The sequence below is a fragment of the Cellulosimicrobium cellulans genome (assembly GCF_007679345.1).
GTDB lineage: Bacteria > Actinomycetota > Actinomycetes > Actinomycetales > Cellulomonadaceae > Cellulomonas > Cellulomonas cellulans_A.
Genome location: NZ_VEGH01000014.1, coordinates 19,663 through 44,922 on the forward strand (window position 1 = coordinate 19,663; position 25,260 = coordinate 44,922).

A 25,260-nucleotide genomic window follows, 5' to 3' on the forward strand; every position below is an offset into this window, starting at 1 on the left:
TCCTTCACGAGGGCGGCCCCGCCGCGCCGGGTCCGCCCGAGGAGGGGCGGGGCGCCGGCGCGGCGGGGGAGCGGGGGTGGGGTGGTCAGGCCCCGCCGGCCATCTCGGCGTTGGCGTTGGACTCGTCGAGCAGCGCCTGCATCTTCGGCTGCACCTCGGCGAGGTAGTCCGCGGCGGTCTGCTTGCCGTCGAGCACGGGCTGGATGTTCACCCAGAGCTCGTCGTACCACTCGGCGCCGTAGGTGAACGAGGCCGGCATGGCGCGGCCGTAGTCCTGCACGATGTCGAGGAACTCCTGGCGGTTGGCGGGCTTCGCGTCCGCGGCGCCGGCCCACTCCTCGGCCATGTCGATCAGGTTCGGGATCTGCACGTTCGCGTCGACCAGCGTCTGCTGGGCGTCGGGGTCGGCGGACAGGTAGGTCGCGAGCTGCACGGCGGCGTCGGGGTTGCCGGAGGTGGCGGAGACGCCGATGCCGAGCGAGCCGACCCAGGTGGCGGACTCGCCGGTGCTGCCGGCGGGCCACGGGATCAGGTCGTACTCGAAGTCCAGGTCGTTGTAGACGCTGACGTCCCACGGGCCGACCGGGAAGAAGCCGATCTCGCCGGCCATCCAGCGCTGGTAGGTGTCGAGGGTCGCGGCCTCGGACGCGTTCGGGGTGACCGCGTCGACGGTGGTGAGGTCGGCGAAGTACTGCAGCGCCTCGGCGAACTCCGGGGTGTCGACGGTGACCTCGGTACGGTCCTCGTTCGTCCAGTCGCCGCCGTTGCTCCACACCATCGACTGCAGGTTCCACTGCACGTTGAGGCCGGTGCCCCACTGATCGACCGCGCCGTCGCCGTCGGTGTCGACGGTGAGCTGCTTCGCGATGTCGCGGAACTCGTCCAGGCTCAGCGGGACGTCCGGGTCGGGCAGCGGGATCCCCGCGGCCTCGAGCATCGTCTTGTTGTAGCCGAACGCGAACGGGCCGACGTCCTTCGGCAGGCCGTACAGCCGGCCCTCGGGGGTGCCCTGCAGCGTGCCGTCGAACCGGTAGGAGTCGACGCCGTACTCCCAGATGTTGTCGAGGTCGACGCCGGCCTCCTCCACCTGGTCGGTGATGTCCAGCAGCACGCCGGACGCGACGTAGGACTGCAGGTTGGCCTGCTCGATGTAGAACACGTCGGGCACCTTGTTGCCCGAGACCGCCGCCTGGAGCTTGGTGGCGTACTGGTCGGCGTCGGTGACGGTCATCTGGACCTCCACCCCGGTGTCCTCGGTGAACTTGTCGATCGCGGCCTGGTACGCCGCCTTCTCGTCCGCGCCGCCGCGGAACATGAACGTCAGGGTGTCTCCGTCGCCGGAGCCGCCGCCGTCGTCGCTGCCGCCGCCGGAGCCGCACGCCGTCAGGGCGAGCGCCCCGGCCAGGGCCAGGGCCGCCGCCCGCAGGGTCTTCGTGGTCATCGCGCCGTTGCCTCCACTGGTGGACCGGGCGAGGCCGAGCGCGCGCCGGTCGGCCGTCGGTGGCGGACCGGGGTGTCGAGGGCGGCTCTGGCCTCGTGTTCTACATCGTTGCACTACAACGTTGGAGAGAGTGGCACGGGTCACGTCGCGCGGTCAAGCAACGGTTTGATCACGGTCCGAGGCGCTGAGTGGGCGGGTGGCGGTGCCATGGTTGACGGGTCCCGTCGAGGCGGGCACGATCGTCCTACAACGATGTAGACCGGACAGCGAAGGAGCTGCGTCCCCCATGACCACCGTCACCCTCACCCTCGACCCGGCGTTCCGCGTCGGACCCGTCCGCCGCCGGACGTTCGGCGCGTTCGTGGAGCACCTCGGGCGGTGCGTCTACACCGGCATCCACGACCCGGAGCACCCCAGCGCCGACGCCGACGGCTTCCGCGGCGACGTGATCGACCTGACCCGCGAGCTCGGCGTCTCGACGGTCCGCTACCCGGGCGGCAACTTCGTGTCCGGCTACCGCTGGGAGGACGGCGTCGGCCCGCGCGACCAGCGCCCCCGCCGGCTCGACCTGGCCTGGCACTCCACCGAGCCGAACCTGGTGGGCGTCGACGAGTTCATGCGCTGGACCAAGGCCTCCGGCACCGAGGCGATGATGGCCGTCAACCTCGGCACCCGCGGCGTCCAGGAGGCGCTCGACCTGCTGGAGTACTGCAACGTGAAGGGCGGCACCGCGCTGTCCGACCAGCGTCGGGCCAACGGCGCCGCCGAGCCGTACGACATCAAGCTCTGGTGCCTGGGCAACGAGATGGACGGCCCCTGGCAGATCGGGCACAAGACCGCGCACGAGTACGGCCGGCTCGCCGCGGAGACCGCCCGCGCCATGCGGATGATCCAGCCCGACCTGGAGCTCGTCGCCTGCGGGTCCTCCGGCGTCCCCATCCCGACGTTCGGGCAGTGGGAGCAGACGGTGCTCTCCGAGACCTACGAGTACGTCGACATGATCTCGGCGCACGCGTACTACGCCGAGGAGGACGGCGACCTCGGCTCGTTCCTGGCCTCCGCCGTCGACATGGACCACTTCATCGACTCCGTGACCGCGGTCGCCGACGGCGTGCGGGCGCACAAGAAGCTCGCCAAGCGGATCCACATCTCGTTCGACGAGTGGAACGTCTGGTACCAGAAGCGCGCCGAGTCGGTGCCGCCGTCGGGCGACGACTGGCCCGTCGCGCCGATCCTGCTCGAGGACAAGTACAACGTCGCCGACGCCGTCGTGGTGGGCAACCTGCTCATCTCGCTGCTGCGGCACACCGACCGGGTGCACTCGGCGTCGCTGGCGCAGCTGGTGAACGTGATCGCCCCGATCATGACGGAGCCGGGCGGCCGGATCTGGCGGCAGACGACGTTCCACCCGTTCGCCCAGGCGTCGCGGTACGCCACCGGCGAGGTGCTGCAGGTCGCGATCGACGCCCCGACGTACGAGACCGCGAAGTTCGGCGACGCCCCGCTGGTCGACGCCGTGGCCACCCGGGACCCGGAGACCGGCGCCGTCGCGCTGTTCGCGGTCAACCGCTCCACGACCGAGACCGTGACCCTCGAGGTCGACACCCGGTCGATCCCCGGGCTGCGGGTGCTCGGCGCCACCAGCCTGTCGAACCCGGACCACACCTGGGTCGCCACCGCCGACGACGACACCGCGGTGCTGCCGCGGGACAACGACTCCGCGACGATCGACGGCGGCCGGCTCACCGTCCAGGTGCCGCCCGTGTCGTGGAACGTCGTCCGGCTCGGTGCCTGAGGTCGGGACCGCCGGCGCCCGCGCGCCCCGTCCCCGCCGCCGCGGCCTGCTGGTCGCGGCGGCGGTGACGGCGGTCGCGCTCGTGGGGGCCGGGGGTGTGGCGGTCGCGACCCGCTCGGGTGCGCCCGCCGCCGCCGAGATCCCGGTCGCGGGCGACGTCGGCGTGCACGACCCGGCGCTCGTCGTGGGCGAGGGCGACGACCCCTGGTACGTGTACTCGACCGGCGACGAGCGGGAGAACGCCGGCGCCGTCCAGGTCCGCCGGTCCACCGACCGCGGCGCGACCTGGGAGTACCTGGGCACAGCGTGGGGGCCGTCCGACTCCCCGCGGTGGGCCCAGGAGGCCGTCCCGGGCGTCGTGAACTACTGGGCGCCCGAGCTCTACGAGCACGACGGCACCTGGTACCTCTACTACGCCGCGTCGACGTTCGGGTCGAACCGCTCCGTCATCGGCCTGCGCACCAGCCCGACGCTCGACCCCGAGGACCCGGACTACGGCTGGGTCGACCGCGGCGAGGTGTGGCGGTCGGAGCCGGCCGACGCCTACAACGCGATCGACCCCGGCATCGTGGAGGACGCCGACGGCACGCCGTGGATGCTGTTCGGGTCGTACTGGTCCGGGATCCAGGTGGTCGAGCTGGCCTGGCCGGACGGGCTGCCGGCGGCGGGCGCGGCACCGGTCGGGCTGGCGAGCCGGCTGTCCGCGCCGCACGCGATCGAGGCCCCGTACGTCGTGGCGCACGACGGCTGGTACTACCTGCTGGTGTCCCAGGACGCGTGCTGCCAGGGCACGGACTCGACGTACAAGATCGCCGTCGGGCGGTCGCGCGACGTCACCGGGCCGTACCTGACCCGGGAGGGCGCGGACCTGCTGCTCGACGGCGGGGACGTGCTGCTGGAGACCGCGGGGGACCGGGTCGGCCCGGGCGGGCAGTCGGCGTCGGGCGGCGTGCTGGCGTACCACTACTACGACGCGGCCACGGGTGGGACGCCCACCCTCGGGCTGCGCGAGATCGCCTGGGACGCCGACGGCTGGCCGGTGCTGACGACGGCGGAGGAGCAGGCGGGCTAGAGGGCCTGGTGCAGGACCAGGTCGTGGTGCCGCTGGTCGCCGACCTGGAACGTGCGCTCGCCGACGACCTCGAACCCCGAGCGCCGGTAGAACGCCTGGGCCCGCAGGTTCTCGCCGTTGACGCCCAGCCACACCCCGGCGGCGCCGCGGGCGCGGGCGGTGTCGAGGCTCGCGGCCATCAGCGCGCCCGCCACCCCGCCGCCGTGCCGTCCGGGCAGCACGTAGCACTTGCTCAGCTCGACGGTCGGGCGCAGCGGCACGACCGCGGCGACCTCGGCGGCGTACGGCTCGCCCGCGACCAGCATCGTGTAGCCGACCAGCTCGCCGCCGGCGTCGGCGACCAGCAGGTCGCGCGTCGGGTCGGCGAGGTACGCCCCGAAGTGCTCGGGCGTGAGGTGCGCGGCGATGAACGCGGCGTGGTCCGCGGGCGTCGAGGACGGCGGGCAGGCCAGCGGGAACGTCGCGGCGGCCAGGTCGGCGAGCGGGGCGGCCTCGTCGGCGCGGGCGCGGCGGACCACCGGGGCGGCGACCGCGGGCGCGTCCGGCCCGCCGGCGGTCCCGGCCGTGGTCACCGCGCGCCCCAGCGGGCCCGGATCGCCCGGCGCGCCGTCCGCACCACCAGGCCCAGCACCCACGCCGAGCCCGCGATGGTGGCGGCGTCGACCCCGCGGCGGGTGGCGTTGCGGCGGCCGCGGAACTCGCGCATCGGCCAGCCGACCTCGGCCGCGTGCTTGCGCAGCCGGCGGTCCGGGTTGATCGCGCACGGGAAGCCGACCTCGGACAGGATCGGCACGTCGTTCGTGGAGTCGCCGTACGCGAACGACCGCTCCAGGTCCAGGCCCTCGCGCTCGGCCAGCGCGCGGACCGCCTCGGCCTTGGCGCGGCCGTGCAGCAGGTCCCCGACCAGCCGGCCCGTGTAGAAGCCGTCCTTGTGCTCGGCGATCGTGCCGAGCGCGCCGGTCGCGCCGAGCCGGCGGGCGATGATGTCGGCGATCTCGACCGGCGTGGCCGTGACCAGCCAGACCTCGTGACCCGCCCGCAGGTGCTGGTCCAGCAGGCGCTGCGTGCCCGGGAAGATCCGCAGCGAGAGCACCTCGTCGTAGATGTCCTCGGCGATCGCGACGACCTCGGCCACGGAGCGCCCGTGCATGATCTCGAGCGCGCGCTGGCGGACCTCGTCGATCTGCTGCCGGTTCTCGCCGAACGTCAGGTAGCGGAACTGGTGCACCGCGAACCGGACGATGTCGGAGCGCTGGAAGAAGGCGCGCCGGTACAGGCCGACGGCCAGGTGGAACGAGCTCGCGCCGCGGATGATCGTGTTGTCCACGTCGAAGAACGCGGCCACGCGCCCCGTCGGCGCCGTCGGAACGGGCGCGCCGGTGGGGGGCTCGGTGGGCTCGGGCACGCCCGCCACTGTAGTCATCGACCTAGGCTCGTGCCGTGCCGACCACCGCCGAGGGCCCCGGGGCCCGCCTCGTCCTGTACTCCCGCGCGGGCTGCCACCTCTGCGACGCGGCCCGCGACCTGGTCGCGTCCGTGGCCGCGCAGCGCGGCGAGCCGTGGGCCGAGGTCGACGTCGACGCGGGCGGCGTCGCGCGCGACGGGCGCACGCTCGCCGCGGCCTACGGCGAGCTGCTGCCGGTCGTGGAGGTGGACGGCGTGCGGGTCGGCCACTGGCAGATCGACCGCGACCGGCTCGTCGACGCCCTCGCGGCGTCCCCGCAGGCCTAGGCTGTCGCCGTGCGAGCCCTGCCGCCGACCACCGTCGCCCGTCTGCCGGGATACCTGCGCTCCCTCGGCGGCCTCGCGTCCGAGGGCGTGACCACCACGTCGTCCGACCAGCTCGCCGAGCTCGTCGGCGCGTCCCCCGCGCAGCTCCGCAAGGACCTGTCCTACCTGGGCGCGGGCGGCCGCCGCGGCGTCGGGTACGAGGTCGACCACCTGCGGCGGCAGATCGCCCAGGCCCTCGGCATGACCGAGGAGCGCCGCGTGGTCATCGTCGGGATCGGCAACCTGGGGCACGCCCTCGCCACCTACTCCGGCTTCGCCGACCGCGGGTTCGTGCTCGTCGGCCTGTTCGACACCGACCCCGCGCTCGTCGGCACCGAGGTGGGCGGGCACGTCGTGCAGCACGTCGACGGCCTGGAGCAGGCGGTGGTCGACCGGGAGGCGAGCATCGCGATCGTCGCGACGCCGGCCTCGGCCGCGCAGCCGACGACGGACCGCCTGGTCGCCGCGGGCGTCACCGGGGTGCTGAACTTCGCGCCGCGCACGGTGCGGGTGCCCGACGGGGTGGACGTCCGCGAGGTCGACCTGGGGTCCGAGCTGCAGATCCTCGGGTTCCACGCGCGCCAGCGCTCCGGCGCGGCCGAGCCCCCGGACGCGGTGCCGGTGCCCGTGGCCGAGCCGGTCGCCGACCCGGCGGCCGCGGTGCCCGAGCAGGCCGCGGCGTCCGAGCCGGTCCCCGCCGCCGACTGACGCCGCGCCCGCGGACCCGTCCGGCGGCGGCCGGCCCGCACGCACCGGGTGGGCGCGCCCGCGGCCTCCGCACGCCCACCCCCCTGCGCCCACCGAGCACCCGACGCGTCGAGCGAGTAGTCGGCGACTACTCGCTCGACGCGTCAGGTGCCCTCTCGGCGACCGGGCTCTCGGCGACCGGGCTCTCGGCGACCGGGCTCTCGAGCGGGCGGGCTCTCGAGCGGGCGGGCTCTCGAGCGGGCGGCGGCTCGCGGCGGCGGGCCCGGACGCGGCGAGGGCCCGGTCGACCGCGGCAGGGGTGCGCGGTCGACCGGGCCCTCGCGGGGGTCGTGCGGGAGGCTCAGGCCTGCTTGATGGCCGAGACCTCGAGGTTGATGACGACCTTGTCGGACACCAGGACGCCGCCGGCCTCGAGGGCCGCGTTCCAGGTGATGCCGAACTCCTTGCGGGAGATCGTCACCGAGGCGGAGAAGCCGGCGCGCTGGTTGCCGAACGGGTCGGTGGCCGCGCCGCCGAACTCGGTGGCCAGCTCGACGGTCTTGGTCACGCCGTTGATGGTGAGCTCGCCGGTCACGACGTAGTCCTCGCCGTCCGCGGCGACCGAGGTCGAGGCGAAGGTCCACTCGCCGAACTTCTCCAGGTCGAAGAAGTCGGTGGAGCCCTTGAGGTGGCCGTCGCGGTTCGCGTCGCCGGTGGCGATGGTCGACGGGTCGAGCGACGCGGTCACACCGGACAGCGTGAGGTCCTCGGCGACGGTGATGGTGCCGGAGGTCACCGCGACGGTGCCGCGGACCTTGGAGATGCCCGCGTGGCGGACGGTGAAGGACGCCTCGGTGTGCGAGGGGTCGATCGCCCAGGTGCCGGCGGTGAGAGCGGTGGGGAGCGTCGTGGTCGACATGGTGCCTCCTGCGTTTGGTTGAAGCATCAACTGCGGTTAGTTGAGATTTCTACTACAGTGGCGTCTGCTGCGCAAGGCCTGTGGGACGATCAGCCACCGACGTCACAGGGGGGCGCGGGAGGAGGACGGGCGATGAGCACCACGACCGGCGGGAGCGCGACCACCAGGGCGCCGCGGGAGCACGACGACGTCCGCTGGCTGACGGCGGACGAGCAGCGCGCCTGGCGCGCCTACCGGGACGGCACGGCCCGGCTGCTCGACGTGCTCGCGCACGAGCTGGAGGAGGACTCCGGGCTGTCCCTCGGCGAGTACGAGGTGCTGGTGCGCCTCTCCGAGGCGCCGCAGCGCACCCTGCGCATGTCCGAGCTGGCCGGCGAGCTGGCCCACTCCCGGAGCCGCCTCACGCACACCGTCCGCCGGATGGAGGCCGCCGGGCTGGTCGAGCGCGCCCCCTGCCTCGAGGACGCCCGCGGTGTGAACTGCACCATGACCGAGGCCGGCTGGCGCCGCCTCGTCGACGCGGCCCCGTCGCACGTCGAGTCGGTCCGCCGGCACCTGGTCGACGTGCTCACGCCGGTCCAGATGCAGGCCCTGGGCGAGGCGATGGCCGCCGTCGGCGCCGCGTTCCAGGCCGACTGCGCGCAGGCCGTCGCCGCCGCGGAGGACGCCGAGGGGCGCTGATCCCCCCCGGGTCGGCCCGCGGCGGCCCGATCACCCAGCCGGGTTTGCGAGACTGACCCCATGGTCGCCACCACCATCCACCTCATGCGCCACGGCGAGGTGCACAACCCCGAGGGCGTGCTCTACGGACGGCTCGACGGGTACCACCTGTCCGAGCGGGGCCGGCAGATGGCCGAGCGCGTCGCCGCGCACCTGGCCGGACGGCTCGACGGGCCGCGCCGCGACGTCACCGCGCTGTTCGCGTCGCCGCTGACCCGCGCCCAGGAGACGGTCGCCCCGATCGCCGAGGCGCTCGACCTGCCCGTCACCACCGACGAGCGGCTGCTCGAGGCCGAGAACCGGTTCCAGGGCCTGACGTTCGGCGTCGGCGACGGCTCGCTGCGGCACCCGCGGCACTGGCCGCTGCTGGTGAACCCGTTCCGGCCGTCCTGGGGCGAGCCGTACCGGCAGCAGGTCGCCCGGATGCTCGCGGTCGTCGACGCCGCGCGCGAGGCCGCCCGCGGGCACGAGGCGGTGCTGGTCAGCCACCAGCTGCCCATCTGGGTCACCCGGCTCGCGCTGGAGGACCGCCGGCTGTGGCACGACCCGCGCCGCCGGCAGTGCTCGCTCGCCTCGCTGACCTCGCTGACCTACGAGGACGACCGCCTGGTCCGCATCGGGTACACCGAGCCCGCGGCCGACCTGCTGCCCGGCGCCTCCGCCGTGGCGGGCGCATGACCCCCGCCGGCGCTCCCCGCCGCACGCCGGCCCGCCTCCGCCGCGCCGGCGTCGCCGCCGTCGCGGTGGGCGCGGCGCTCGCGCTCGCGGCCTGCTCGTCCGGCGGCGGGTCCGGGTCGGAGGCCGACGTCGCCGACCAGGGCTACGTGTCCGGCGACGGGTCGTTCACCCAGTGGGCGGTGGCGGACCGGCAGGGTCCCGTCGAGATCGCCGGCACCGACTACGCCGGGGACGCCGTCGACGTCGCAGCCTGGCGGGGCGACGTCGTCGTGCTGAACACCTGGTACGCCGCGTGCCCGCCGTGCCGGGAGGAGGCGCCCGACCTGGTCGACATCGCGAACGAGTACGCCGACGCCGGCGTGCACCTGCTCGGCATCAACGGAGTCGACGACGCGGGGGCGGCCGAGCCGTTCCAGCAGACGTTCGACGTCCCGTACCCCAGCATCGACGACCGCGACAAGCGGGCCGTCGCGGCGCTGCAGGGCATCGTGCCGATCCAGGCGACGCCGACGACGGTCGTGCTCGACCGCGACGGCAAGGTGGCCGCCCGGATCGTCGGCCTGGCCGAGGGCTCCACGCTGCGCGCGCTGATCGACGAGGTGCTCGCCGAGGACGGCGGGGACGCCGCGTGATCCTCGCCGACGTCGGGGACTCGTTCGCGCACGCGGCCACGTCCGGCTCGCTGCTCGCGGCCGTGCCGGTGGCGCTGCTCGCGGGGCTGGTGTCGTTCGCGTCACCGTGCGTGCTGCCGCTGGTCCCCGCCTACGTCGGCTACCTCGGCGGGATGTCCGCCGCGTCCGCCCCGGGCTCCCGGCGCGCGCCGCGGGTGCGTGCCACGGCGCCGGCCGGCGGCGGGACGACGCTCGACCTCGCCGGCGCGCTCCCGGCGCAGCCCGCCCTGACCCGGCCCGCCGCGGTCGACGCGGCGGGCGCCCAGGCCACCGCCCCGTCCCGCGGGCGGCTCGTGCTCGGCGTCCTGCTGTTCGTCGCCGGGTTCACGGCGGTGTTCCTCGCCTACGGCTCGCTCGCCGGGTCCCTCGGCTCGTTCCTGCTGCGCTGGCAGGACCCCGTCTCCCGGGTGCTCGGCGTCGGCGTGGTCGTGATGGGCCTGGCGTTCCTCGGTCTCGTCCCGTTCCTGGAGCGGGACAGCCGGCGGGTGCTCGCCCCGCGCGCCGGGCTGTGGGGAGCGCCCGTGCTGGGCGTGACCTTCGGCATCGGCTGGACGCCGTGCATCGGCCCGACGCTGGCCGCGATCCTCCTGCTCTCCCTCGACGGCGGCTCCGCCGGCCGCGGCGCGCTGCTCGCGCTCGCGTTCTGCGTCGGCCTGGGCCTGCCGTTCGTGCTCGTCGCGCTCGGCCTCCAGCGCAGCCGCCGCGCCCTCGACTGGCTCGCCCGGCACCGGCTCGCGGTGATGCGGGTCGGCGGCGGCCTCCTCCTCCTGCTCGGCGTCGCGCTGGTCACCGGCCTCTGGTCCGCGTGGGCGGGCTGGCTCCAGGGCCTGCTCACCGGCGCCGATCCCTTCGTCCCGGCGGTGTGATGATGACGCGCGACCCCCAGACCACCGAGCCCTCGCCCCGCGGGTACACCCCCGAGGGGCTCGAGGACGCGTTCAGCGCCGGGCAGCCCCCGGCCGGCGGCTCGGGGCCCGCAGGCTCCGGCGCGGCGCCGCAGCTGCCCTCGCTCGGCGTCGTGGGCTGGCTGCGCTGGGCGTGGCGGCAGCTCACCTCGATGCGCGTGGCCCTGCTGCTGCTCATGCTGCTGGCCGTCGCGGCCGTCCCGGGCACCGTGTTCCCGCAGCGCGCCCAGGACCCGGACAAGGTCGCCACCTACCTGTCCGACCACCCGGACCTCGGCCCGCTGCTCGACCGGCTCGGGTTCTTCGGCGTCTACTCGTCGGTCTGGTTCTCGGCGATCTACCTGCTGCTGTTCGTGTCGCTGGTCGGCTGCATCCTGCCGCGCAGCCGCACCCACCTGCGGGCGGTGCGCGGCCGGCCGCCGCGCGCGCCGCGCCGGTTCGAGCGGTTCCCGGCCCAGGCGTCCGCCGACCTCGACGGCGCGCCGCAGGAGGTCGCCGCGCGCGCCGCCGCCGCGCTGGGCGGGCCGCGCTGGTGGCGCCGGTTCCGGGTCGACGTCCGCGACGAGGGCCGAGGGGTGTGGAGCGTCGCCGCCGAGCGCGGGTACCTCCGCGAGACCGGCAACCTGGTGTTCCACCTGGCGCTGGTGGGCCTGCTCGTGTCGGTCGCGACCGGGCAGCTGCTGCACTACCGCGGCCAGGCGATCATCGTCGAGGGCCGGGCGTTCGCGAACACCCAGAGCGACTACGACACCTTCGAGTCGGGCTCCGGGTTCAGCGCCGCGTCGCTCGAGCCGTTCTCGATGCGGCTGGACTCGTTCGAGTCCGCGTTCGACCCGGACACGCTCCAGTCCCGCGACTTCACCGCGCACGTCACGATCACCGAGCCGGGCTCCGCGGGCGTCCAGGAGCAGATCAAGGTCAACCACCCGCTCGACGTCGCCGGCGCCAAGGTCTACCTCCAGGGCAACGGCTACGCGCCGCAGGTGACGGTGCGGGACCCCGACGGGGACGTGACGTTCGCCGGGGCGGTGCCGTTCCTGCCGCAGGACACCGTGTACACCTCGCAGGGCGTCATCAAGGTCCCGGACGTCACCTCGGGGCCGCAGATCGGCCTGCAGGGCGTGCTGCTGCCCACCGCCGAGCAGGTCGCGGACGGCATCTACCGGTCCGTGGACCCGCAGCCGACCGACCCGCTGCTCGCGCTGGCGGTGTGGACCGGCGACCTGGGCCTCGACGACGGCGTCCCGCAGAACGTGTACCAGCTCGACGAGACCGGGCTCACGCAGTCGCTCGACGACGACGGCCTCCCCGTGACGCTCTACCTGAGGCCGGGGGAGACCGTCGACCTGCCGGACGGTCTGGGCACGCTCACCTTCGACGCGCTGCCGCGGTTCGTCGCCCTGGACCTGCGGCACGACCCCTCGCTCGCGTGGGTGCTGACGTTCGCCCTGCTCGCCTTCGCGGGCCTCGCCACCTCGCTGTTCGTGCCGCGCCGCCGGGTGTGGCTCCGGCTGCGTCCGGCGGAGGACGAAGGTCCCGGGTCAGGCCGTACAGTGGTCACCGCCGCTGCGCTGGCGCGCGGCGACGACGTGGGCCTGCAGGCGGAGCTCGACCGGGCGATGGACCGGCTCCGCGGAGCGGACGTCGACGGGCCCACCGGCCGGACCGGAAGGTAGAAGGACATGGCAATCGGCGACATCAGCACCCTGCTCGTGTGGGGGGCGGCGACCGCGTTCACGATCGCCCTGATCGCCTACACCTCGGCCCTGGCCCGGCTCGCCGACGCCGCGTCGGCCGAGCACCGCGCGGAGCGGGCGGCCCGGGTCGCCGCGGCCAAGCAGGCCCGCGCCGCCGCGCGCGAGACCGTCGGTGCCGGCGGTCCGTCCGGCCTGGTCGTCCCGGCCGACGCGGACCCCGCGGACGCGGAGGTCGCGCCGCGGTCCGGCAGGATCGACGACGCCGAGCCCGAGCGGCCCATGACGGCGCCGTCCGCGACGACCGGGATCGCGCGGACCACCACCTACCTCGGCATCCTGCTCCTGGGCGTCGGCATCGTCCTGCGCGGCGTCGCGGCCGGGCGCTGGCCCACCGCGAACATGTACGAGTTCACCCTCGTCGGCACGTTCGTCGCCGCCGTGGTGCTCGCGGTCGTGCAGCGGAAGCGGGTCATCCCGTTCCTCGGCGTGATCGTCATGGGCATCGGCGTGCTCGCCCTGGCCCTCGGGCTGCTCGTGTTCTACGTGCAGGCCGACGCCGTGCAGCCCGCCCTGCAGAGCTACTGGCTGATCATCCACGTGGGCGTCGCCATCACCGCGACCGGCATCTTCACCGTCGCGTTCGCCACCGCGGTGCTCCAGGTGCTCCAGGACGGCCGCGAGACGGGTCGCTCGCACCTCGACCACCCGTGGCGGTCCGCCGACGGCCTGCGCCGCGCGCTGGCCCGGTGGCGGGTCACCGGCCCGGCCTGGTCCTGGCTGCGCACCGTCCCGTCCGCCCGCCGGCTCGAGGCGCTGTCCTTCCGGCTGAACGCCATCGGGTTCGTGCTCTGGACGTTCACGCTCATCGGCGGCGCGATCTGGGCCGAGCACGCCTGGGGCCGGTACTGGGGCTGGGACCCCAAGGAGGTCGGCACCTTCGTCGCCTGGGTCGTGTACGCGGCGTACCTGCACGCCCGCACCACGCGGGGCTGGGCGGGCCGCAAGGCGGCGTACTTCGTCTACGTGGGCTACGCCGTCGTGCTGGCGAACTTCACCGTGGTGAACCTGTTCGTCACCGGCAAGCACTCCTACTCCGGCCTCTGACCGGCGGGGCCGACCCGGCGGGGCCGACCCGGCGGGCCGACCCGGCGGGCCGACCCGATCCCCACCCGATCGTCGCGCGACCGCCCGATCGATCGGGAACCAGGCTCAGCCGCGCGCGCCCTCGTCGGGGACGTCACCGTTGGTGCCGTCGCCCGTGCCGTCCGCGCGCTGCCGGCGCCGGCGCTCCTGGTCGAGGCGCCACAGGAAGTCCGGGTCGTCGTCGGGCGCGACCGGTCCCGGCCGACGCGGACCGGGCCCGCCCGAACCGGGACGCCGACCCTGCGGCGGGCCGCCCTGGCCGGCCGCGGGCTGCGCGCGGCTGGTGAGGATCCACACGACCGGCCCCGCCACCGGCACCAGCGCGATGAGGAACCACGCGCCCCTCGGCAGGCCGCGCCGGGCGCGGTCGTCGCTCGTGGCGATGTCGGCGAGGGCGTACACCGCCAGGCCGATGATCACGAGGAAGAAGAGCGCGCGAGCCATGCTCCACCCTAACCAGGGCGCGCACACGCACCCCGCCCGGGCGGGGTGATCGCCCGAACCGGCACGAGGTCGTCACATCCGGCGGCCACGGTCGGCGTCCGCCCGGCCCGGATCCTCTCGGGATCGGCCTACCCTGGACACGTGCCCGTCGTGATCTACTCGCTGCTCCGCCTCGCCCTGTTCGTCGTCTGCCTGATCGGCCTCGTGCTGGCGGGCACCGGCTGGCTGCTGGGCGTCGTCGGGGCCGCCCTGCTCGCGGCGCTGCTGTCCTACGTGCTGCTCCGCGGTCCGCGCGACCGCGCCGCGCTGTGGCTGCAGGCCCGGTCCGAGGCTCGCGGGGACCGCCCGCGCCTGTCCCGCTCCGCCAGCGCCGACGCCGCCGAGGAGGACGCGGCCGTCGAGGCCGCCGAGCGCGAGGGCCGCGCCGTCCGCCCCGAGGAGCCCACCACGGACCGGACCGCGGACCGGACCGCCGACGGCGGCACCCCGGGCCGGCTGGTCTGACCACGCGCCGCGAACCGGTGCCCGCGCACGCCGGGGCCGCCGACGCGGTCGCCGACCGCGCGCTCCACGGGCTCCCGTCGGGCCGGCGGGTGCTGCTGGCGGTGGACGGCATCGGGGCGAGCGGCAAGACGACGTTCGCGTCGCACCTGGCGGCGCGGGTGGCGGACCGGCCCGTCCTGGTCCTGCACGCCGACGACTTCTTCCACCCGGCGCGGATCCGGCACGCCCGTGGCCGGCTGTCGCCGGAGGGATTCTGGCTCGACGCCTACGACCACGCCGCGCTGGCCGCCGAGGCGCTGGAGCCGCTGTCCACCGCGGGCGCGGCGGCGTACCGCGACCGCGCGTACGACCGGCGCACGGGGAGGCCGTGCGGCCCGAGCCCGTGGTCGCCCCGCGCGACGCGCTGGTGGTGGTCGAGGGGACGTTCCTGCACCGCGACGAGCTCGCCGGCTACTGGGACCGGTCGGTGTACCTGCACGTGCCGTTCGCCGAGGGCGCGCTGCGGATGGCCGCGCGCGACGGAGCCGACCCGGATCTGCACCGCGGTCCGCTGCGCCGCGGTCCGCTGCGCCGCTACCTCGGCGCGCAGCGGCTGTACTTCGCGGCGGCCCGGCCGTGGTCACGCGCGTCCCTGGTGGTGGACCACACGGACGTCCGTCACCCGGTCGTGGTCGCCGCGGCAGAGGTCGCGGCCGCTGTCGCCGGGGAGCTCGCCGCGCTCGACGCGGCGACGGGGCGCTAGAGCGCCAGGCCCAGCCCGAGCAGCACCCCGAACGCCAGCTCGTACATCCCGGTCCCCGCGAGGACCGGGACGAGCGCGATGCCGCGCGCGCCGACCAGCACCGTGAACGCCAGCACCCCGGCGGGCAGCGCGAGCAGCATGACGATCAGCGCCCACGGGTTCGCCAGCGCGCACAGCACGCCGAGCAGCACCGGCAGCACCACCATCACGGCGTAGGCGCGGCGGGCGCGGTGCTCGCCGAGCCGGACCGCGAGGGTGCGCTTGCCGACGAGCGCGTCGGTGGGGATGTCCCGCAGGTTGTTCACCATGAGCAGCGCGCACGCGATGAGGCCGACCGCGACCGCGCCGACCCAGGCGGGCCAGGTCAGCGTGCCGGACTGGGTGTACGTGGTGCCGAGGACGGCCACCAGGCCGAAGAACACGAAGACGCCGACCTCGCCGAGGCCGAGGTAGCCGTAGGGCCGGCGGCCGCCGGTGTAGAACCAGGCCGCCGCCACGCACAGCGCGCCGATCGCCAGCAGCCACCACTGGCCGCTCAGGGCGACCAGCGCGAGGCCCAGCAGGCCCGCGACGCCGAACGCGGCGAAGGCCCCGGCCTTCACCTGGCCGGGTCGCGCCGCGCCGCTGGCGGTGAGCCGCATCGGGCCGACCCGGTCGGCGTCCGTGCCCCGGATGCCGTCGGAGTAGTCGTTGGCGAAGTTGACGCCGACCTGGAGCGCGAGGGCCACGCCGAGGGCGAGCAGCGCCCGGCCGAGGTGCGCCGACTCGATCTGCGCGGCGGCGCCGGTGCCGACCAGGACGGGGGCGGCGGCGGCGGGCAGGGTGCGCGGGCGCGCTCCGGCGACCCACTCGGCGGCGGTGGCCATGGTGCTCCTGTTCTGGGGCCGTGGCTCGGGGCCGCGGCGCGTGGTTCGGCGTGCAGCGACGGTAACCCGGAACGCCGCCCGGGCACGCACGGCGGGGGTCAGGAGGCGGCGTCCCGGGCGACCGCGGGCAGCCCGAGCTCGCGCGCGGCGAGCTCGGCGGCGCCCCGCCGGTCCGGCTTGCCCGGCCCGCGCAGGGGGAGCGCGCGCAGCGTGACGAGGTGCCGGGGGGCGGCGGGCCCGCCGAGCGCGGCCGCCGCGGCGTCGCGGAGGTCCGCGAGGTCGGGTGCGGGCGCGCCCGCGGCCGGGACGACGACCGCGACGAGCGCCTGGCCCCACTCCGGGTCGGGGACGCCGACGACGAGCACCTCGCGGACCCCGGGCAGCGTCGCCAGCACCCGCTCGACGGCGGCGGGCGGCACCTTCACCCCGCCGGTGACCAGGACGTCGTCGGCGCGGCCCAGCACCTCCAGCCGGCCGTCGGCGTCCCACCGCCCCAGGTCGCTGGTGCGCAGCCACCGGGTGCCGTCGCGCTGCTCGAACAGCTCGGCGTCGAGGTCGGGCCGGCCCCGGTACCCCGCGGCCAGCACGGGGCCCGCGAGTCGCACCCGGCCGTCGTCGGGGTCCAGGTCGACGGTCACCCCGTCGAGCGGGACGCCGTCGTAGACGCAGCCGCCGCAGGTCTCCGACATGCCGTAGGTGGTCACGACGCGCGCGCCGGCCGCCCGGGCGGCGTCGAGCAGGTCGGGAGGGGTGGCGGCGCCCCCGAGCAGCACGGCGTCGAACGACGCCAGCGCCTCCCGGCCCGCCGCCGAGTCGAGCAGGCGGTGCACCTGCGTCGGGACCAGCGAGGTGTACCGAGGTCCGTGGCCGTGCGACAGCCGCCCGACGGCGGCGGCGAACGCGTCCGCGCGGAACGGCCCGGACAGCACGGCCGGCTCGGTGCCCGCGAGGATCGACCGGACCAGGACCTGCAGCCCCGCGACGTGCGCGGGCGGCAGCGGCAGCAGCCAGCGGCCGGGACCCGCGAGCCGGGCCTCCGTCGCGGCGCCCGACGCGCGCAGGGCGGCGGCCGTCAGCATGACCTCGCGCGGGGTACCGGTCGACCCGGAGGTGCGCACGAGCAGGGCCACGTCGTCGGGGACCGCGCCCGTGCCGGACGCCGGGACCTCGCCCCCGGCGTCCGGCGCCTCGACGGGCAGGACGGCGGGGCCGGTGCCGTCGAGCGCCGCCGCCAGCGCCGCGGTGAGCTCCGGCACCGCGGCGGGGGTGGCGGGGACGACGCGGACGGGACGGCTCACCCGGCCAGGGTAGGTCCGCCCGTAGAGTGGCGCGGGACGCGCGGCGGCTGCCGCGGCGCACGCAGGCGGCACGGAAGGGTCGAGATGGTTCACAGCACGAGGCGGGGTCTGCGGCGGGCGGCGGCGTTGGCGGTCGGGACGGCGCTCCTGGTCGCCGGCTGCACGCAGGGCCAGGACCCGGCCCCGGAGGCGGCGACGGTCGCCCCGACCCTCGACCCGCAGAAGGTCGCCGCGCCCGACCCGGTCGTGGCGCCGACGTGGCCGCTCACCGGCGTGGCGGGGGAGGTCGTGAACCGGCCGTCGCTGGCGGTGAAGATCGAGAACACCGCGACCGCCCGCCCGCAGTCGGGTCTGGAGCAGGCCGACGTCGTGTGGGAGACCATCGTCGAGTTCGACGTGTCGCGGTTCGTCGCCGTCTGGCACTCGCAGGTGCCCGGCGAGGTCGGCCCGGTCCGCTCCGTGCGCCCGATGGACCCGGACATCGTGTCGCCGATGAACGGCCTGCTGACGTTCTCCGGCGGCCAGCCCGGCATCCTCGACCTGGTCGCGGCGAGCCCCGTCCAGGTCATCAGCCACGACGCCGGCGCGGCGGGGCTCTACCGCATCTCGTCCCGCTCCGCCCCGCACAACGTCTACGCGAGCCCCGCGGAGCTGTGGGCGCAGGCCGACGCGAACCACCAGAACAGCCCGGGCGAGCAGTTCTCGTTCGCGCGGACCGCCGAGCGCGCGAGCGCCGTGGTGGCGGGGACCCCGGCGACGACCCTGGCGTTCGACCTGTCGAGCCAGTCCAAGCCGTCGTGGACCTGGAACGGGACCGTCTGGGAGCGCTCGGAGGGCTCGACGCCCGCCGTGGCCGCGTCCGGCGCGCGCCTGTCCGCCACGAACGTGGTGTCGATCGTCGCCGACCACCCGGGCACCGGGTTCGGCGCGCAGAACGGGGCGATCGTGCCGACCTACCAGCTGGTGGGCTCGGGCACCGCGACGCTGGCGACCGGCGGGAAGACGGTGGCGGTGAACTGGGCCAAGGACGCCCGCGACGCCCCGCTGCGGCTGACGCTGCCCGACGGGACGCCGGCGCTCCTGGCGCCCGGCAACACCTGGGTCGAGCTGGTGCCGAACGGCACGGGGTCGCTGACGGTCTCCTGACCGGCGGGGCCGGGGTGCGTCAGTACGCGTACGGGAACCGGCTCCAGTCCGGGTCCCGGCGCTCGAGGAACGCGTCCCGGCCCTCGACGGCCTCGTCCGTCATGTACGCCAGGCGGGTCGCCTCGCCGGCGAACACCTGCTGGCCCGCCAGCCCGTCGTCCGCCAGGTTGAACGCGAACTTCAGCATGCGGATGGCCTGCGGCGACTTGGTCGCGATGATGCGCGCGTACTCCAGCGCGGCGTCCTCGAGGTCGGCGTGGTCCACCACGTCGTTCACGGCGCCCCAGGCGTAGGCCTGCTCCGCGGAGTACTCGCGCGCCAGGAAGAAGATCTCCCGCGCCCGCTTCTGCCCGGTCTGCCGGGCGAGCAGCGCCGAGCCGTACCCGCCGTCGAAGGAGCCGACGTTCGCGTCGGTCTGCATGAACCGGGCGTGCTCGCGGGACGCGATGCTCAGGTCGGCCACCACGTGCAGCGAGTGGCCGCCGCCCGCCGCCCAGCCGTTCACGACGGCGACGACCACCTTGGGCATGGTCCGGATGAGGCGCTGCACCTCGAGGATGTGCAGCCTGCCCGCGCGGGCGGGGTCGATGGCGTCGGCGGTCTCGGCGTCGGTCGAGCCGGTGTAGCGGTAGCCGTCGCGACCGCGGATCCGCTGGTCGCCGCCGGAGCAGAACGCGTACCCGCCGTCCTTCGGGCTCGGGCCGTTCCCGGTGAGCAGGACGGTGCCGACGTCCGAGGTCATCCGCGCGTGGTCGAGCACCCGGTACAGCTCGTCGACCGTGTGCGGGCGGAACGCGTTGCGCACCTCCGGCCGGTCGAACGCGACGCGCACGACCGGCAGGTCCCGGGTGCCGCCGTCCGCGGACCGCGCGACGCCGCGGTGGTACGTGAGGTCGGTGAGGTCCTCGAAGCCGCCGACCAGGCGCCACCGGGTCGGGTCGAAGGTGTCGGAGACGCGCGGGGGGAGCGGGGCGGCGGTGGGGTCGGTCACGGTGCCCAGCGTAGGACGGCGCGGCCCCCCGGATTCTGGTACGGTCGTACCAGAAACGGGCGCGGGACGGCGGAGACTGCCACCCGGCGCGCCCGGTCCCGGGGGAGGGATCACCCATGGCGTGGGCCGTGCTCATCGTGTCCGGACTGCTCGAGGCGGGCTGGGCGCTCAGCCTCAAGGCGTCGGACGGCTTCACGAGGCTGTGGCCGAGCGTGTCGTTCGGCGTCCTGGCGATCCTGTCGTTCGCCGGCCTCAGCTGGGCGCTGCGCTCGCTGCCGGTCGGCGTCGCGTACGGCGTGTGGGTCGGCATCGGCGCGTCGGCGACCGCGATCCTGGCGATCGTGCTGTTCGGCGAGTCCGTGTCGGTGCTGAAGATCGTGTCGCTCGTGCTCATCGTGGCCGGGGTCGTCGGGCTCAACCTGTCGGGCGGCGGCCACTGATGGCCGCGGGCCGGGCCGGCGGCACGGCGAAGGGGGAACGGCGGCGCGCCGAGCTCGCCCGGGCCGCCGCCGACCTGGTCCGCGAGGAGGGACCCGCGGCGCTGAGCCACCGGGCGGTCGCGGCGCGCGCCGGCCTGTCGCTGTCCGCGACGACCTACTACTACGCGGGCCTGGACGAGCTGGCCGCCGCGGCCGGGGCGGCGCTCGTCGACGACTGGGTGGCGCACGCCGAGGGGGTGCTGCGCCGGGTCCGCGGCGGCGCGGCGCCCGCCGACCCCGCGGCCGTGCTCGTCGAGGCGGTGCTGCCGCCCGGGGACGACCCCGCGGTGCGCGCGCACTACGAGCAGCTGCTCGCCGCCGGCCGGGTCCCGGCCCTGGCGGCGGCGCTCGGGGACGGCCGCGCGCGGCTGGACGCCGTCCTGACGACGCTGCTCGCGGAGTTGCGGCTGCCCGTGCCGGCGGCCGTGGCGATCGGCGTGGTCGACGGCGCCGTGGTCGCCGCGGTGAGCGAGGGCCGGGAGGTGCGCGCGAGCGCCCGCGACCTGCTGCTCGCCGTGCTCGCCGCCGCGCAGCCTCTACGCTGAGCGGCGTGCACGTCTACGCGATCGGACTGCGGACGCGCTTCCGCCGGATCACGGTGCGCGAGGGCGTGCTGGTCCGCGGGGAGGCCGGCTGGGGCGAGTTCAGCCCGTTCTGGGACTACGACGCCGCGGAGTCGGCCGCCTGGTGGCGCGCGACCCGCGAGGCGGCGGACGAGGGCTTCCCGGAGCCGGTCCGCGACCGGGTGCCGGTGAACGTGACGGTGCCGGCCGTCGGCCCGGACGCCGCGCGCCGCATCGTGCTGGCCTCCGGCGGCTGCACCACGGCCAAGGTCAAGGTCGCCGAACCCGGCCAGGGCGCCGCGGAGGAAGCCGACCGGGTCGCCGCCGTCCGCGAGGCGCTCGGTCCCGCCGGCGCGATCCGGGTGGACGCGAACGCGGCCTGGGACGTCGACACCGCCCTCGAGCGGCTGAGGATCCTCGACCGCGCCGCCCGCGGGCTGGAGTACGCGGAGCAGCCGGTCGCCTCGGTGCGCGACCTGGCGCGGGTGCGCCGGTCCACGCACGTGCCGATCGCCGCCGACGAGTCGATCCGCCGGGCGGAGGACCCGATGGCGGTCGTGCGCGCCGGGGCCGCCGACGTCGTGGTGCTCAAGGTGCAGCCGCTCGGCGGGGTGCGCGCCTGCCTGGACCTGGCGGAGCAGGTCGGGCTGCCGGTCGTGGTGTCCTCCGCGCTGGAGTCGTCGGTCGGGCTGGCGGCGGGCGTGGCGCTCGCGGCCGCGCTGCCGGAGCTGCCGTACGCCTGCGGGCTCGCCACGGCGCAGCTGCTCGCGGACGACGTCGCCGACCCCGCCCTGCTGCCCGTCGACGGCGCGCTGCCGGTCGCCGCGGCGCGCGCCGTGGTGCCGACCGAGGAGCGGCTGGCCGCGACCGCCGCCGACCCGGAGACGGTGGCGCGGTGGGCGGAGCGGCTGGCCGCGGTGCGGGCGGTGGCGCGGTGACGGCACCGACGACCCCGGCCGCGGCCGGCGGCGGTCCCCGCGGGCCCGTGCGCGGCGCGCCCGCGTCGCAGGCCGCGCGCGTCCTGGTGCACGAGCTCGCCGCGCACGGCGTCCGGGACGTGGTCCTGGCCCCGGGCTCCCGCAGCGCCCCCCTGGCCTACGCGCTCGCCGAGGCGGCCCTGCCCGACGCCGAGCGCCCGGCCGGCGCCCCCGCCCTCCGGCTGCACGTGCGGGTGGACGAGCGGTCGGCGGCGTTCCTCGCCCTCGGCCTGGCCCGCGCCGCCGCGGCGGAGGGTGCCCCGCGCGTCGTGGCCGTCGTGACCACCTCCGGCACCGCGGTCGCCAACCTGCACCCGGCCGTGCTCGAGGCGCACCACGCGGGCGCCCCGCTGCTGCTGCTCACCGCCGACCGCCCGCACGAGCTGCGCGGCACCGGCGCCAACCAGACGACCGTGCAGCCCGGCATCTTCGGCGCGGCGACCCGGCTCGCGGCGGACGTGCCCGCGCCGTCGGGCCGTGCGGGGGAGGACCGCGACCTGCGGCACCTGGTGTCGCGCGCCGTCGCCGCGGCGCTCGGCGCCCGCACCGGCGACCCCGGACCGGTGCACCTGGACCTGGCCTACCGCGAGCCGCTGGTGCCCGGGCCCGAGCCCTGGCCGGGGCACGGGGCGGCGGGCCGCGTGACCGTGCCCGCGCGCCCGGTCGCGGCCCCGGTGGCCGGCGACGCCGGCGTGCCCAGGCGCGGCGACCTGCCCGGCCCGGTCGTGGTCGTCGCCGGCGACGGCGCCGGGCCCGAGGCCCGTCGGCTCGCGGAGGCGGCGGGCTGGCCGCTCCTCGCCGAGCCGTCCTCGGGGGCCCGCGGGGGCCCGGCCGCGCCCGGGGTCTACCGGGTGCTGCTCGGCGACCCCGACCTGGGCGGCCGGATCCGCTCGGTCGTGCTGCTGGGCAGGCCGACGCTCACCCGGCCGGTGTCGGCCCTGCTCGCGCGGGACGACGTCGACCTCACCGTGGTGGCCCCCGCCGGGTCGGGCTGGCCCGACGCCGGACGCGCGGCGGACCGGGTGCTGACCGGCGTGCCGGAGGCGTGGTGCGACGGCCCCGCGGACGACCCGGCGTGGCTCGCGGCCTGGCAGCGCGCCGGCGCCGCCGCCTCGGCCGCGGTGGACGCCGCGCTGGACGACGACCCCGACGCGCCGGCCACCCGCGCCACCCCGCCGCTCACCGGCCCGCGCGCCGTCCGGGCGGTCGCGGAGGCGTCGCTGCCGGACGACGTGCTCGTCGTCGGCTCGTCCAACCCGGTGCGGGACCTGGACCTCGTCGCCCGGTGGGCGGAGCCGCCCCTCGTGCTCGCCAACCGCGGGCTGGCCGGCATCGACGGGATGCTGTCCACCGCCGCGGGCGTCGCGCTCGGGCTGCCGCGGCGCCGGGTGCGGGCCCTGGTCGGCGACCTCACCTTCCTGCACGACGTCGGCGGCCTCCTGCGGCTCACCACGGAGCCCGAGGTCGACCTCCAGGTCGTCGTCCTGAACGACGCCGGCGGGTCGATCTTCGCCACGCTGGAGCACGGCGCGCCGGAACGGGCCCGCACGTTCGAGCGGGTGTTCGGCACGCCGCACGCCGTGGACGTCGCCGCGCTGTGCGCGGGCTACGGGGTGCGGCACGTGCGGGTCTCGGACGAGGCGGCGCTCGCCGTGGCGCTCGCGGCGCCGGGGCGCGGCACCTCCGTGGTCGAGGTGCGGGTCGACCGCGCGGACCGGCGAGGGCTGGGGGAGCGGCTGGCGGCCGCGGCCCGGGACGCCGCCCGGGACGCGCTGTCCGGCGGGGGCGCCGCGGGCTGACCGTGGCGGGGCTTGCGGAATTCCTAGCGGACTCCCAGGTTTCCCCGAGCGTCGGTCCAGCCGCAGGGGGTCTGATGGTCCCCGAGAAGGAGGTAGACCCCATGAGCAGCAGCACCCCCGAGGGGCCCCGGGACGTCCAGGGCGCGCCGGAGCCGCAGCGCGAGGACGCCACCGCTGCGACGGAGGCCGTCCCCGCCGCGCCGTCGACCGCGACGCCGTCCGCCGACGAGACGCAGCGCATCGCCCCGACGCCCACCCAGCAGCTTCCCCACTCCCCGGCCCAGCCGGCGGCAGCCCCGGCCGCGCCCCCGCAGGGCGGCTACCCGGCGCCGTACCCGCACGGCGCGCCGCAGCACCCCGCCGGGCCGCACGCCGCCGCGCCGCAGTCCGGCGCGCAGCAGCCGCGCTACGGCCAGTACGCCCCGCAGCAGCCCGCCGCCCCGCACCAGCAGCACGCCGCCGCGCCGCAGCAGCCGCAGGGCACCCAGCAGCCCGGGCACGCGCCGCAGCAGGGCCACGACCCGCTCGCCGCGTTCCGCACCCCGGCGGGCGGCCAGGCCGGCCCCGGCGGCCCGCACGGACCCCAGGGCCCGACCGGCGGCCCGGAGTACCCGGCCGCGTACGGCGCCCCCGGCGGTCCCGGCGGCGCGCCGACCCGCACCCGCACCGCGCGCGACCGGATCTGGCTCCCCGTGGCCGGCGTCGCGGTCGCCGCGGGGCTGCTCGGCAGCCTCGGCACGGCCGCGCTGACCGGCGCGTTCGACGCCGACGGCTCCGCCCGCTCGGCGAGCATCGCCTCGATCGGCCAGAGCAGCAACGACAGCGTCCCGGTGTCCGGCTCCTCCGAGGAGAACCCGGACTGGCAGGCCGTCGCGTCCGCCGTCAAGGACTCGGTCGTGGCGATCACCGTCACGACGGGCTCCGGCGAGGCGCAGGGCTCCGGCGTGATCGTCGACGACGCGGGCCACATCGTCACCAACAACCACGTGGTCTCCGGCGCCCAGGACGACACGGTGCAGGTCACGCTGACCGACGGCCGGATCTTCACGGCCGACGTCGTCGGCACCGACTCGACGACCGACCTCGCCGTCGTGAAGATCCAGGACGCGCCGGACGACCTGAAGCCCGCCGCGCTGGGCGACTCGTCCGAGGTGACGGTCGGCGACCCGGTCATGGCCGTCGGCAACCCGCTGGGCCTGGCGAACACCGTGACCACCGGCATCGTCTCCGCGCTCGACCGCCCGGTGTCCACCACCGAGGACGGCAGCAACGAGGCCGTGGTCACCAACGCGATCCAGATCGACGCGGCCGTGAACCCCGGCAACTCGGGCGGCCCGCTGTTCGACGCGCAGGGCCGGGTCATCGGCATCACCTCGTCGATCGCCACGACCTCCAGCCAGTCGGGCTCGATCGGCCTCGGCTTCGCGATCCCGGTCAACCTGGCCGACATGATCGCCGGCCAGCTGATCGAGGACGGCACCGCCGAGCACGCGTTCCTCGGCGTCGGGCTCACCGACAACACCGCGACCGCGGACGGCGTCACCCGCGCCGGCGCCCAGGTGCAGAGCGTCACGTCGGGCTCGCCCGCCGCGACGGCCGGCATCAAGGAGGGCGACGTGATCGTGGCGATCGACGGCAAGGCCGTGGCCGGCGCCGAGTCGCTGACCGGCTACGTCCGGGCGCACGCGTCGGGCGACGAGGTCGCCCTCACGCTGGTCCGCGACGGCAAGGCCCTCGACGTGGACGTCACGCTCGCGGTCCGCCAGGAGACGACGTCGAGCGACTCGGGCTCGGGCGGCTCGGGCAGCACCGACCCGCGGAACATGACGCCGGACGAGCTCTGGCAGTGGTTCCAGCAGCAGCAGGGCGGCGGTCAGAACTGACGGAGCCCTCCAGGACGGCCCCCGGGCGGGATATCCCCTGCCCCGCCCGGCGGCCTCGGGGGTGGTGAGC

General features: G+C 76.2%; 26 protein-coding genes. 18 read left to right on the forward strand and 8 right to left on the reverse strand.

Features of this window, described 5'->3' with window-relative positions; translation table 11 throughout:
• Window positions 1–85: 85 nt before the first annotated feature.
• Window positions 86–1,441, reverse strand: a complete 1,356-nt coding sequence (locus tag FS882_RS16700) for an ABC transporter substrate-binding protein (protein ID WP_158374722.1) — start codon at window positions 1,439–1,441, stop codon at window positions 86–88.
• Window positions 1,442–1,727: 286 nt separating this feature from the next.
• Here FS882_RS16700 and FS882_RS16705 point away from each other — a divergent pair, with 286 nt between their 5' ends.
• Window positions 1,728–3,236, forward strand: coding sequence for an alpha-N-arabinofuranosidase (locus FS882_RS16705; protein WP_158374724.1), 1,509 nt, complete (start codon window positions 1,728–1,730; stop codon window positions 3,234–3,236).
• The gene (locus FS882_RS16710; protein WP_262348371.1) at window positions 3,229–4,308 is read left to right on the forward strand and encodes an arabinan endo-1,5-alpha-L-arabinosidase; all 1,080 of its coding nucleotides are present in this window, start codon (window positions 3,229–3,231) and stop codon (window positions 4,306–4,308) included. Before FS882_RS16705 ends, FS882_RS16710 begins: the two co-directional genes overlap by 8 nt.
• Here the strand turns inward: FS882_RS16710 and FS882_RS16715 are convergent.
• Window positions 4,305–4,880 carry a GNAT family N-acetyltransferase gene (locus FS882_RS16715; RefSeq protein WP_262348372.1) on the reverse strand — a complete coding sequence of 192 codons (576 nt, stop codon included), beginning with the start codon at window positions 4,878–4,880 and terminating at the stop codon, window positions 4,305–4,307. The genes FS882_RS16710 and FS882_RS16715 overlap by 4 nt on opposite strands.
• Window positions 4,877–5,731, reverse strand: coding sequence for an HAD-IB family hydrolase (locus FS882_RS16720; RefSeq protein WP_158374726.1), 855 nt, complete (start codon window positions 5,729–5,731; stop codon window positions 4,877–4,879). Before FS882_RS16720 ends, FS882_RS16715 begins: the two co-directional genes overlap by 4 nt.
• A gap of 17 nt (window positions 5,732–5,748) precedes the next feature.
• Between FS882_RS16720 and FS882_RS16725 the strand changes: the two genes are divergently transcribed.
• Window positions 5,749–6,039 (forward strand): glutaredoxin family protein, encoded by a 291-nt coding sequence (locus FS882_RS16725; protein WP_158374728.1) that lies wholly within the window; start codon window positions 5,749–5,751, stop codon window positions 6,037–6,039.
• Window positions 6,040–6,048: 9 nt separating this feature from the next.
• Window positions 6,049–6,786 (forward strand): redox-sensing transcriptional repressor Rex, encoded by a 738-nt coding sequence (locus tag FS882_RS16730; RefSeq protein ID WP_158374730.1) that lies wholly within the window; start codon window positions 6,049–6,051, stop codon window positions 6,784–6,786.
• Window positions 6,787–7,126: 340 nt separating this feature from the next.
• Here the strand turns inward: FS882_RS16730 and FS882_RS16735 are convergent, their stop codons facing one another.
• Window positions 7,127–7,684, reverse strand: a complete 558-nt coding sequence (locus tag FS882_RS16735) for a YceI family protein (RefSeq protein ID WP_147795374.1) — start codon at window positions 7,682–7,684, stop codon at window positions 7,127–7,129.
• A 132-nt stretch (window positions 7,685–7,816) separates the two neighbouring features.
• Between FS882_RS16735 and FS882_RS16740 the strand changes: the two genes are divergently transcribed.
• Genes FS882_RS16740 through ccsB form a run of 6 tightly spaced genes read left to right on the forward strand, consistent with a single transcriptional unit; the run spans window position 7,817 to window position 13,459 of the window.
• A complete protein-coding gene (locus FS882_RS16740; RefSeq protein ID WP_158374732.1) occupies window positions 7,817–8,365 on the forward strand; it encodes a MarR family winged helix-turn-helix transcriptional regulator in 549 nt (182 codons plus the stop codon).
• 60 nt (window positions 8,366–8,425) lie between these two features.
• Window positions 8,426–9,082: a histidine phosphatase family protein gene (locus tag FS882_RS16745; protein WP_158374734.1), complete on the forward strand. Its 657-nt coding sequence runs from the start codon at window positions 8,426–8,428 to the stop codon at window positions 9,080–9,082.
• A complete protein-coding gene (locus FS882_RS16750) occupies window positions 9,079–9,714 on the forward strand; it encodes a TlpA family protein disulfide reductase (protein ID WP_158374736.1) in 636 nt (211 codons plus the stop codon). The genes FS882_RS16745 and FS882_RS16750 overlap by 4 nt, the downstream gene beginning before the upstream one ends.
• Window positions 9,711–10,619 carry a cytochrome c biogenesis CcdA family protein gene (locus FS882_RS16755; RefSeq protein WP_158374738.1) on the forward strand — a complete coding sequence of 303 codons (909 nt, stop codon included), beginning with the start codon at window positions 9,711–9,713 and terminating at the stop codon, window positions 10,617–10,619. The genes FS882_RS16750 and FS882_RS16755 overlap by 4 nt, the downstream gene beginning before the upstream one ends.
• A gap of 2 nt (window positions 10,620–10,621) precedes the next feature.
• The gene (locus tag FS882_RS16760; RefSeq protein ID WP_158374740.1) at window positions 10,622–12,334 is read left to right on the forward strand and encodes a cytochrome c biogenesis protein ResB; all 1,713 of its coding nucleotides are present in this window, start codon (window positions 10,622–10,624) and stop codon (window positions 12,332–12,334) included.
• Between the two features lie 6 nt (window positions 12,335–12,340).
• On the forward strand, window positions 12,341–13,459 hold the full coding sequence (gene ccsB, locus FS882_RS16765; protein ID WP_158374742.1) for a c-type cytochrome biogenesis protein CcsB: 1,119 nt from the start codon (window positions 12,341–12,343) through the stop codon (window positions 13,457–13,459).
• A 105-nt stretch (window positions 13,460–13,564) separates the two neighbouring features.
• Here the strand turns inward: ccsB and FS882_RS16770 are convergent, their stop codons facing one another.
• The gene (locus tag FS882_RS16770; protein WP_158374744.1) at window positions 13,565–13,942 is read right to left on the reverse strand and encodes a PLDc N-terminal domain-containing protein; all 378 of its coding nucleotides are present in this window, start codon (window positions 13,940–13,942) and stop codon (window positions 13,565–13,567) included.
• A 141-nt stretch (window positions 13,943–14,083) separates the two neighbouring features.
• Between FS882_RS16770 and FS882_RS16775 the strand changes: the two genes are divergently transcribed.
• Window positions 14,084–14,446, forward strand: coding sequence for a DUF4229 domain-containing protein (locus FS882_RS16775; RefSeq protein WP_158374746.1), 363 nt, complete (start codon window positions 14,084–14,086; stop codon window positions 14,444–14,446).
• Between the two features lie 367 nt (window positions 14,447–14,813).
• Window positions 14,814–15,188, forward strand: a complete 375-nt coding sequence (locus FS882_RS16780) for a hypothetical protein (protein ID WP_158374748.1) — start codon at window positions 14,814–14,816, stop codon at window positions 15,186–15,188.
• Here the strand turns inward: FS882_RS16780 and FS882_RS16785 are convergent.
• Both FS882_RS16785 and menE read right to left on the reverse strand, forming a co-directional pair.
• Window positions 15,185–16,054 (reverse strand): 1,4-dihydroxy-2-naphthoate polyprenyltransferase, encoded by an 870-nt coding sequence (locus FS882_RS16785; RefSeq protein ID WP_154729431.1) that lies wholly within the window; start codon window positions 16,052–16,054, stop codon window positions 15,185–15,187. The genes FS882_RS16780 and FS882_RS16785 overlap by 4 nt on opposite strands.
• Window positions 16,055–16,152: 98 nt before the next feature.
• Window positions 16,153–17,352, reverse strand: coding sequence for an o-succinylbenzoate--CoA ligase (menE, locus tag FS882_RS16790; protein WP_158374750.1), 1,200 nt, complete (start codon window positions 17,350–17,352; stop codon window positions 16,153–16,155).
• Window positions 17,353–17,436: 84 nt separating this feature from the next.
• Here menE and FS882_RS16795 point away from each other — a divergent pair, with 84 nt between their 5' ends.
• Entirely contained in the window at window positions 17,437–18,498 is a 1,062-nt protein-coding gene (locus tag FS882_RS16795) for a DUF3048 domain-containing protein (protein WP_158374752.1), read from the forward strand.
• Between the two features lie 19 nt (window positions 18,499–18,517).
• Here FS882_RS16795 and FS882_RS16800 read toward each other — a convergent pair whose 3' ends face one another.
• Window positions 18,518–19,489: a 1,4-dihydroxy-2-naphthoyl-CoA synthase gene (locus FS882_RS16800; RefSeq protein WP_158374754.1), complete on the reverse strand. Its 972-nt coding sequence runs from the start codon at window positions 19,487–19,489 to the stop codon at window positions 18,518–18,520.
• 116 nt (window positions 19,490–19,605) lie between these two features.
• On the opposite strand from FS882_RS16800, the gene FS882_RS16805 reads away from it, so the two are divergent.
• The 5 genes from FS882_RS16805 (at window position 19,606) to FS882_RS16825 (ending at window position 25,190) form a co-directional block, all read left to right on the forward strand.
• Entirely contained in the window at window positions 19,606–19,929 is a 324-nt protein-coding gene (locus FS882_RS16805; protein WP_158374756.1) for a DMT family transporter, read from the forward strand.
• A complete protein-coding gene (locus FS882_RS16810; protein WP_158374758.1) occupies window positions 19,929–20,513 on the forward strand; it encodes a TetR/AcrR family transcriptional regulator in 585 nt (194 codons plus the stop codon). Before FS882_RS16805 ends, FS882_RS16810 begins: the two co-directional genes overlap by 1 nt.
• A gap of 5 nt (window positions 20,514–20,518) precedes the next feature.
• Complete coding sequence (locus FS882_RS16815) at window positions 20,519–21,469, forward strand: o-succinylbenzoate synthase (protein ID WP_410053295.1); 951 nt, start codon at window positions 20,519–20,521, stop codon at window positions 21,467–21,469.
• On the forward strand, window positions 21,466–23,307 hold the full coding sequence (gene menD / locus FS882_RS16820) for a 2-succinyl-5-enolpyruvyl-6-hydroxy-3-cyclohexene-1-carboxylic-acid synthase (RefSeq protein WP_262348374.1): 1,842 nt from the start codon (window positions 21,466–21,468) through the stop codon (window positions 23,305–23,307). Before FS882_RS16815 ends, menD begins: the two co-directional genes overlap by 4 nt.
• A 101-nt stretch (window positions 23,308–23,408) precedes the next feature.
• Complete coding sequence (locus FS882_RS16825; protein WP_158374762.1) at window positions 23,409–25,190, forward strand: S1C family serine protease; 1,782 nt, start codon at window positions 23,409–23,411, stop codon at window positions 25,188–25,190.
• The last annotated feature ends 70 nt before the right edge of the window (window positions 25,191–25,260 follow it).